This is a genomic window from Chryseobacterium sp. P1-3, assembly GCF_000738495.1.
GTDB classification, from domain to species: domain Bacteria; phylum Bacteroidota; class Bacteroidia; order Flavobacteriales; family Weeksellaceae; genus Chryseobacterium; species Chryseobacterium gallinarum.
The window spans coordinates 34,376-43,933 of the sequence record NZ_JPEQ01000023.1 but is presented as its reverse complement, the minus strand read 5'-3'; the positions used below and the strand labels follow the sequence as shown (position 1 = coordinate 43,933).

The following is a 9,558-nucleotide window of genomic DNA, read 5'->3' as shown; positions in this document are numbered from 1 at the left end:
TGGCAGTAAGCAGTTAGCGATTGGCAAAAAGCCAAAAGCCAGCAGCAAATAGCCAGATGCTATATACCTTCTTTAGGGTGGTTTTAGCGGTGGGGCTCACCTGTTCCCATTCCGAACACAGAAGTTAAGCCCACCAGCGCCGATGGTACTGCTAACGCGGGAGAGTAGGCCGCCGCCAGTTTTTATTTTTATTTTAAAAGTCTCATACAGTAATGTGTGAGACTTTTTTTTGTTATAGACCCATCCCATCTATATTATATCTATCCCACGCCTATGTACCTGGAACTATCCCTGCACTTATACAGGGTGAAGAGTGAAATGATAGATAACAGATAACAGATAACAGATAACAGATCCCAGATAGCGTATAGGTTTTGGCTAAAGCCTGTGGAATTTTATGGTTTTATTGAGAACGGGCTAAAGCCCGTGCCTATTGAATAGCTGTGCTCATCATATCTTTTCTAAACATTAAAGCATATCCGTATATTCCTTGATCTTTCCCCAACCCAAATCTCGACATTCCTCTGTGTCAATCCGTGTAATCCGTGGTGAAATAAAATAGCAATGCTTTTTCCATTATGGGGTTATCACTAATGGCGGGTTTTAGCCCGTGGCTAGTGAATATTTACCAGGATTTATCTTTATAAAACAATTTTTTTCTAAGAGCCCATTTACTCAGATAAAATTGATAAGTTTGTATTAGTTTTCCAAAAAGAATTATAATGTCAGGAAATATTCTGATCATCGATGATGAGATCAAGCTCCTTAAATTACTAGGAATGATCCTTTCCCAAGAAAATTTTAATGTTAAAGAAGCTTCAACGGCACGTTCAGCAATGACGATGCTGGAGCATTATGATTTTGATGTCGTTTTAAGTGACGTCCGGCTTCCTGATGCTTTTGGGGTAGAATTGGTAAAGTCAATTAAAACGAAATATCCCCATCTTGAAATTATTCTGATGACTGCGTTTGGAAATATTACAGATGCTGTACAGGCAATGAAGAATGGAGCTTATGACTATCTGGTGAAAGGCGATGATAATGAAAAGATTATTCCGTTGGTATATAAAGCACTGGAAAGGGTGAAGGATAATAAAAGCAAAACGGCTCAGCATATTAATGTAGGGAAAGGTTTTGATCAAATCCTTGGAAATTCTCCTTTGATGCTGCAAGCTAAAAGACTTGCTGAGAAAGTAGCTTTAACAGACGCAGCAGTGCTTTTAACCGGAGAGACGGGCACGGGTAAGGAAGTTTTTGCAAGTGCTATTCATGAAGGGAGTGATAGAAAGAAAAATAATTTTGTTGCCATCAATTGTTCGGCATTCAGTAGGGAAATTCTGGAGAGCGAGCTTTTCGGTCACAAACAAGGTGCTTTTACCGGTGCCTTGAAAGATAAAAAAGGGCTTATAGAGGAAGCCAATGGTGGAACTCTTTTCCTGGATGAAATAGGTGAAATGCCTATAGAACTTCAAGCGAAATTATTGAGGGTTTTAGAAACCAGGGAATTCATTAAAATGGGAGAGACCAAAGTAACAAAATCGGATTTTAGATTGATTGCTGCTACCAACAGAAACTTAGAAGAAGAAATAAAGCAGGGAAATTTCAGAGAAGATTTGTACTTCAGACTGAATGTCTTTGAAATTTCACTTCCACCTTTAAGAGAAAGGAAAGAAGATCTTAAAATATTAGCAAAAAACTTTATTGATTTATTTTCTCATAAATTACATTTATCTTCTGTCCAGGTAATGCCTGATTACTATAAAGCATTGGAGAAGAACGACTGGAAAGGAAATATCCGCGAATTAAGGAATGCTGTAGAGCGTAGCCTTATTCTGATGGACAACAATGTTTTAAGTGAAGAAAGCCTTCCTCATTATTCAGGGAAAGCAATTCCGGAAAGTGACTCTTTAAGTATGAGATCCCTGGAAAAAATTCATATACAAAAAGTATTGCAATACACTAAGGGAAATAAAGCAGAAACCGCCAGATTACTGGAAATTGGTATTGCCACATTATACCGTAAGCTGGAAGAATACGGATTGAAATAAAGATTTTATCATTTTAATAAAGAGCCTATCATTTTGATAGGCTTTTCTGTTTTTATAGAGATTAATTGATGTGTGTAAATATTTGTTTATCAAATGTTTATGATATTTGTTTCTATAATGGGCCTTCTTTTGGCCTATAGTTTTGAATAAAATATTTAAAAATGACAATTTCAAGAAAAAACGTTTAAAAAAACGGGAGCATTCCACTTTTTAGTCTGCTGATGGTATCCTACGTATTGTTAACCCTTCTAATCTTAATAATAACGATATGATGCTCATAAGTTTGATTCTGCTGTTTGCAGTATTGTTTTGGCTTTTTATATAAATCAGTTGAATTTTTTTGATAAAATATAATTATGTGGAGTTTATTTTTTTCTTTCCATTCTTGCCTTTGTGTATATCTGTTATGTTTTAATGAAACCTGAAAAATTTTAAGCAATCATGAATACAGAGATTTTAGGCATCATAGCCATGTTTGCTATTACGTTAGTGATGGGAATATGTTTAGGTAAATATATTGCTAATGTCTACGGATACAAAAAAAACTTTTCCGGATCAGGTTTTTGAAACGATTGAAAAGTTAATTTATAAAATATCGGGTATTAATCCCAACCGCCAGATGAACTGGAAGCAGAATATGTATGCCATGCTGACAATTAACCTGGTTTGGTTTGTTATTGGATTTTTGATCCTGCAGAACCAGTCATGGTTACCTCTGAATCCGGATGGAAATCCCAATATGTCACCGGATTTGGCTTTCAATACAACAATTTCTTTTTTAGTTAATTGCAATCTGCAGCATTATTCCGGAGAAACGGGAGTAAGTTATCTGAGCCAGCTGTATTTGATGTTTTTACAGTTTGTGACTGCAGCGACAGGAATGGCCGCAATGGCGGTACTTTTTAAAGCTTTTAAAGAAAAAACAGCTACGGAATTAGGAAATTTCTATGACTTTTTTACAAGATCAATGATTAGAATTCTTATCCCTGTAAGTATTATTGTAGCTTTTATTCTTTCTATGAACGGAAGCCCGATGACTTTTGAAGGAAAAGCTCATATGACAACCCTGGAGGGACAAAAAATTGATGTTTCCAGAGGCCCGGTAGCGGCTTTTGTAGCAATCAAGCATCTGGGAACAAATGGAGGCGGTTTTTTTGGAGCAAACTCTGCACATCCGTTTGAAAACCCTAATTATATCACGAATATGACAGAAATGGTCGCCCAGATGATCATTCCGTTCGCATTGGTTTTTGCGTTGGGTTTTTATTTGCATAAAAGAAAGCTTTCATGGGTTATTTTTGCTGTAATGACGGTTGGTTTCCTTGCTCTTGCAGTTCCTAATATTGTGAATGAAACAGGTGGTAACCCTTTGATTACTCAAATGGGTACAGACAGCAGTCTTGGTGCAATGGAGGGAAAAGAAATCCGTTTCGGAAGTGCAGCGTCAGGATATTGGAGCATTGCCACAACCGTAATTTCTACAGGTTCCGTGAATGCAATGCATGACAGTACGATGCCTCTTTCCGGAATGAATGAGCTTCTGGCAATGATGGTCAACTGCTTTTACGGTGGTTGTGGAGTAGGGATCCTGAACTATTTTATCTTTATCATTCTTGCCGTATTCATCAGTGGGCTAATGGTAGGTAGAACTCCGGAGTTTATGGGAAAAAAGATCGAAGCAAAAGAAATGAAAATTGCAATGATTGTTGCACTATTTCATCCGTTCCTAATTCTTGCAGGAACAGCTTTAACAGCTTATTTACCGGAGTTTGGAGCCAAAACATTGAACAATCCCGGATTCCACGGTTTCAGTGAGATGCTGTATGAGTTTACTTCTTCTTCCGCCAATAACGGATCCGGATTTGAAGGATTGGGAGATAATACCCCATGGTGGAATATTTCAACGGGAATTGTACTGTTGCTATCAAGGTTCATTCCGATTATAGGTCCTGTGGCAATTGCCGGTTTACTGGCACAGAAAAAATATATTCCGGAAAGCTCAGGTACATTAAAAACGGATACTGCTACTTTTGGATTCATGACCCTGGCAGTCATTCTGCTTATCGCAGCTTTATCCTTTTTCCCTGCATTAACGCTTGGTCCTATTGCAGAACAGATACAGTATTTCTCTAAATAATTGTGAATCTTAAAAATTAAAATCAATAATAGACCATTAAGGAAGCTGAAGAGTTCAGAAGCGAGTCTAAAACTTACTGAAACGTTCACTTAAATATTATCCATCTTTATTTCTCATGATTAGCTTGCCTTGATGGTTGTTATTGGTTAATAATGATAAAAACTCTTTCAAAAAAAATGAAAAATCAATCGCAGACATTATTTCAAAGAGATTTGGTAAACGAAGCTATAAAACAGTCCTTCGTAAAACTGAATCCGAAAATTATGTTTAAAAATCCAGTGATGTTTCTGGTAGAGATAGGAACTGTTGTTATGCTTATTGTAAGCTTGTTCAGTTTAACAGGCGACAGATCGCAGGGAGATTTCTCTTATAATTTCTTAGTATTTATTATCTTATTTTTTACTGTCTTATTTGCCAATTTTGCAGAAGCTATTGCAGAAGCCAGAGGGAAAGCGCAGGCAGATACGCTTAGAAAAACCCGTGAGGAAACTCCTGCCAAACTGGTTGTTGAAAACAAACCCGGATTTCAGGTGGAAACTGCTTTGAAAATGTCTGCCGAAATGAAGCTTGGTGATATTTTTCTTTGTGAAGCCGGAGATCAGGTTCCGATGGATGGAGAAATTGTTGAAGGATTGGCAACTATTGATGAATCTGCCATTACCGGGGAAAGTGCACCGGTTATCCGTGAAGCGGGTGGAGATAAAAGTTCTGTAACGGGTGGTACAAAAGTACTTTCAGACAGAATCAAAGTAAAGGTGACCACTAAGCCGGGAGAGTCCTTTCTGGATAAAATGATTGCTCTTGTAGAAGGAGCTTCAAGACAAAAAACACCCAACGAAATCGCATTAACCATATTATTGGCAGGATTTACCCTGACGTTTATTATTGTTACCCTCACTTTAAAGCCTTTTGCAGACTATGCGCAGACTCCGATTACAATTGCGGCATTTATTTCACTTTTTGTTTGTCTGATTCCCACAACAATCGGAGGGCTGCTTTCTGCAATCGGAATTGCGGGGATGGACAGGGCTTTAAGGGCTAATGTTATTACCAAAAGTGGAAAAGCGGTAGAAACGGCAGGAGATATTGATGTGTTGCTGCTTGATAAAACAGGTACTATTACCATAGGAAACCGTAAAGCGACACAATTTCACCCTGCGGAAGGAATCAAAATGGAAGACTTTATTAAAGCTTCTGCACTAAGTTCCGTAGCAGATGAAACCCCTGAGGGAAAATCAATTATAGAACTGAGCCAATTAAAACCGGAGGACTTACTTGTACCTGGTCCTACCTATATAGATTTTACAGCAGAAACCAGAACTTCAGGAATTGACTTTGAAGAAACCAGAATCAGGAAAGGCGCATACGATACCATAAAAAAATTAACAGAAAAAACCGGCAATATCTTCCCGCAGGAAACCCAAGATGCCGTAACCAAAATTTCTGAGAATGGCGGAACTCCCTTGGTGGTGGCTGTGAATGAAAAAGTATGGGGAGTAATTGAGCTCCAGGATATCATTAAAACAGGAATTCAGGAACGTTTCCAAAGGCTTAGAAAAATGGGGGTGAAAACGGTGATGGTAACCGGTGATAATCCTTTGACGGCTAAGTTTATCGCAGAAAAAGCAGGGGTAGATGATTTTATTGCAGAAGCAAAACCTGAAGATAAAATGAACTATATCAAAAAAGAGCAACAGGAAGGAAAGCTGGTAGCTATGATGGGAGATGGAACGAATGATGCCCCGGCATTAGCCCAGGCCGACGTAGGAGTAGCAATGAACAGCGGAACACAAGCTGCCAAAGAAGCAGGTAATATGGTGGATCTTGATAATGACCCTACCAAACTGATTGAGATTGTGGAAATCGGGAAACAATTGCTGATGACAAGAGGAACATTAACAACCTTCAGTATTGCTAATGATGTAGCCAAGTATTTTGCTATCATTCCGGCCTTGTTTATTACTTTTATCCCTTCCCTTCAGAAACTGAATATCATGAATCTTCACAGCCCTGAAACAGCTATTTTATCGGCTGTTATTTTCAATGCGGTGATTATTCCCTTCCTTATTCCGTTAGCTTTAAAAGGAGTGGCTTACAAACCCATTGGGGCAAGTGCTTTATTGAGAAGGAATCTTTTGATTTATGGATTGGGAGGGGTGATTGTTCCGTTCATCGGAATTAAAATTATAGACTTACTGATTAGCTTATTCTATTAAAATATAAAGACATGAAAAATCATATTGTTTCAGCATTCAGACTGACTTTGGTAATGCTGGTTGTGGTAAGTGTTTATCTGGGGGTTGTGTACGGAGGCTCTAAAGTATTGCCTACCCAGGGAAATGCAGAAATTATCAATTATAAAGGACAGAAATTCTACACCAATATAGGGCAGGAATTTAAATCTGAAAAATATTTTCACGGTCGTCCTTCTTCCGTCAATTATAATGCTGCGGGAAGCGGGGGAAGTAATAAAGGCCCTGGCAATGAAGAATATCTGGGAACTGTACAAAAGAGAATAGATACGCTAAAATTACTGAATCCGGAAATGGGAAATACTAAAGTACCCGTAGAACTGGTTACGGCAAGTGGCAGCGGACTGGATCCTGATATTTCAGAAAAAGGCGCTTTATATCAGGCAAAAAGAATTGCAAAAGTGAGAAACCTTTCTGTAGACCAGGTTAATAACTTAATTAAAGATCAGACTCAGAAACCGTTTTTAGGCCTTTTCGGACCTTCCAAAGTGAATGTACTAAAGCTTAATATTGCTTTAGATCAATTAAAATAATCTAATAATCCTGAAATAAACCATGTCAACGTTTCAAATCTTGACATGGTTAATACCTTGCAACTAACGTGAAAAAAATTATTATTATAGGAATGCTATTGGGAACATTTTTCTCGAAAGCACAATCATCAGACTCATTAAAAACAGAGCCTAAATTCACATTTTCGGCTTATGCGGAACTCTTTTATACTTATGATTTTAATGAGCCGGCAGATCATCTCCGCCAGAATTTTTTGTACTCTTACAACAGACATAATGAGGTAAATCTTAATCTGGGACTCATAAAAGCCAATTATCAAAGTGAGAATATTCGGGCCAACCTTGCATTGATGAGTGGAACGTACGCACAGGACAATATGGCCGCAGAACAGGAGGCTTTACGGTACATTAACGAAGCGAACGTAGGGATCAAAATATCAAAAAATAAAAACCTATGGATTGATGCCGGTATTATGCCTTCCCATATCGGCTGGGAAAGTGCAATAGGAAAAGATAATATCAATCTGACCAGAAGTTTTGCCGCTGAAAATTCCCCGTATTTTGAAACCGGAGTCAAAGTTTCCTATACTTCAGATAATGGAAAATGGTTTTTAAGCGGGCTTGTTCTCAATGGCTGGCAACGTATTGCCAAACCGGAAGGTAATCAGAGCATTTCCTTCGGGCACCAGATCACGTATAAACCGAATGATAAAATTGCGCTGAACAGCAGTTCTTTCATAGGAAATGATAAAGCGAAGACTGAGAAAAAGATGCGGTATTTTCATGATTTATATGGAAACTTCCAGTTGACAGATCAATTTTCTGCCTTATTGGGATTTGATATCGGGGCAGAACAGAAAACGGAAGGAAGTGAGCAATACAATATCTGGTATAGCCCGAATGTGCAGGTGAAATACCAGTTTGACAATCAATGGGCCCTGGCGGGAAGATTAGAATATTATAATGATAAGAACGGAGTGATCATCAGTACGAAAAGTCCTAACGGTTTCCAGACTTTCGGATATTCATTGAATGTAGATTGTGCGGTATTTAAAAATGTTATTTTTCGTACCGAAGCAAGGGGATTTACTTCTAAGGATACCATTTTTGCGAAAAATGATGTTTTCAGAAAAGGAAACTTCTTTGTAACAACAAGTTTAGCAGTTTGGTTTTAATAAAAATTAAACCGGAAATCAGAATTATAACCACAAAAGTTACAAGCACTTTAGCACACTTAAGTAAGCTGATAATGTTCTGATAAAAGTACACAGAAGGTGAGAATCAAAGGTTTTCAAAAACTTAAGTGATCTTATAATGCAGTTAGTAGTAACTTACAATAACTAAAGTGTTTGTAAAAAAATAATATGTTATAATCTTGAACCTTGCATTGAAAGTGAAAACTTTTCCTACAAAAGTACTAATCTAAGGTTACAGAATGTTTGAAAAAATAATACTAAAAAGTAATAATCAATGTCATCAGCAAAACATTTTCTGGAATTGATCCAGAAATCCCGGAAAGGGAAATTCAAGATTTATATCGGGATGAGTGCAGGCGTAGGGAAAACATTCCGTATGCTTCAGGAGGCGCATTCCCTTTTACGAAATGGCATTGATGTGAAAATCGGCTACATAGAAACTCATGGAAGAGAAGAAACCGAGGCTCTCGTAGAAGGAATACCCGGAATTGAAAGAAAATCGGTCTTCTATAAAGGGAAAAACCTGGAAGAAATGGATCTTCATGCTATTATCAATGAACATCCTGAGGTGGTACTGGTGGATGAACTGGCCCATACCAATATAGAAGGTTCCAAAAATAAGAAAAGGTGGCAGGATGTGTTGGAAATCCTTGATAACGGGATTAATGTAATCAGTGCCATGAATATCCAGCATATTGAAAGTCTGAACGAAGAAGTTAAAAAAATAACGGGAGTGGAAGTGGCGGAAAGAGTACCGGATAAAATTCTGGCTCTTGCCGATGAAGTGGTGAATATAGACCTGACTGCTGATGAGCTGTTAACCCGGTTAAAGGAAGGAAAAATTTATAAAAAAGAAAAGATTCAGACAGCGTTGGGCAATTTCTTTCAGAGCGGTCACATTCTGCAGCTGAGAGAGCTTGCTTTAAAAGAAGTAGCCACCCATGTAGAAAGAAAGGTAGAAACTGAAATCAAAACAGAGAATTTTAAACCCATCAAATTTCTGGCCTGCATCAGCAGTAATGAGAAAATTGCAAAAACGATTATCAGGAAAACAGCCAGATTAGCCAGTTATTACAATAGCCCGTGGACTGTTTTATATATTCAGAAACCTTCTGAAAATCCTGAAAAAATAGCATTGGATAAACAACGGTATTTGATTAATAATTTTAATTTAGCACAGGAATTGGGAGCCAAAGTAGTCCGCATCAAAGAAAGCAGTGTTCATAACGGAATTCTGGAATATGTGATAGATCACAATATCACGACGGTCTGTATAGGTAAACCCCATGCTAAGTTCTGGCATCGTCTGTTCGGATACAGCTGGATTTATACTTTAATGAACAGATTGAATGAACGGCAGGTAGATATTATTATTTTATCCTAAAAAGTAATGAGATCACAATGATTTGGAAA

5 protein-coding genes, 1 rRNA gene and 1 pseudogene are annotated in these 9,558 nt (G+C 37.7%); all 7 read left to right on the top strand.

Annotation, left to right across the window (positions count from 1 at the left end; genetic code table 11):
* Positions 1-73: 73 nt before the first annotated feature.
* The 7 genes and pseudogenes from rrf (at position 74) to HX13_RS20500 (ending at position 9,529) form a co-directional block, all read left to right on the top strand.
* Positions 74-181, top strand: a 5S ribosomal RNA gene (gene rrf, locus HX13_RS20535).
* Between the two features lie 541 nt (positions 182-722).
* Positions 723-2,048, top strand: a complete 1,326-nt coding sequence (locus HX13_RS20530) for a sigma-54-dependent transcriptional regulator (RefSeq protein ID WP_050022596.1) — start codon at positions 723-725, stop codon at positions 2,046-2,048.
* A 441-nt stretch (positions 2,049-2,489) separates the two neighbouring features.
* Positions 2,490-4,185, top strand: a pseudogene (gene kdpA / locus HX13_RS20520) (potassium-transporting ATPase subunit KdpA).
* 176 nt (positions 4,186-4,361) lie between these two features.
* On the top strand, positions 4,362-6,401 hold the full coding sequence (kdpB, locus tag HX13_RS20515) for a potassium-transporting ATPase subunit KdpB (RefSeq protein ID WP_050022598.1): 2,040 nt from the start codon (positions 4,362-4,364) through the stop codon (positions 6,399-6,401).
* A gap of 11 nt (positions 6,402-6,412) precedes the next feature.
* Entirely contained in the window at positions 6,413-6,970 is a 558-nt protein-coding gene (gene kdpC, locus HX13_RS20510) for a K(+)-transporting ATPase subunit C (protein ID WP_050022594.1), read from the top strand.
* Positions 6,971-7,062: 92 nt separating this feature from the next.
* A complete protein-coding gene (locus tag HX13_RS20505) occupies positions 7,063-8,124 on the top strand; it encodes a porin (RefSeq protein WP_410493167.1) in 1,062 nt (353 codons plus the stop codon).
* A 295-nt stretch (positions 8,125-8,419) separates the two neighbouring features.
* Positions 8,420-9,529 carry a histidine kinase gene (locus HX13_RS20500; protein ID WP_050022592.1) on the top strand — a complete coding sequence of 370 codons (1,110 nt, stop codon included), beginning with the start codon at positions 8,420-8,422 and terminating at the stop codon, positions 9,527-9,529.
* Positions 9,530-9,558 lie beyond the last annotated feature (29 nt).

Bases quoted from the DNA above. Each gene is read 5' to 3' on its own strand.
- HX13_RS20530 (WP_050022596.1), top strand. From the start codon at position 723: ATGTCAGGAAATATTCTGATCATCGATGATGAGATCAAGCTCCTTAAA.
- kdpB (WP_050022598.1), top strand. From the start codon at position 4,362: ATGAAAAATCAATCGCAGACATTATTTCAAAGAGATTTGGTAAACGAA.
- kdpC (WP_050022594.1), top strand. From the start codon at position 6,413: ATGAAAAATCATATTGTTTCAGCATTCAGACTGACTTTGGTAATGCTG.
- HX13_RS20505 (WP_410493167.1), top strand. From the start codon at position 7,063: ATGCTATTGGGAACATTTTTCTCGAAAGCACAATCATCAGACTCATTA.
- HX13_RS20500 (WP_050022592.1), top strand. From the start codon at position 8,420: ATGTCATCAGCAAAACATTTTCTGGAATTGATCCAGAAATCCCGGAAA.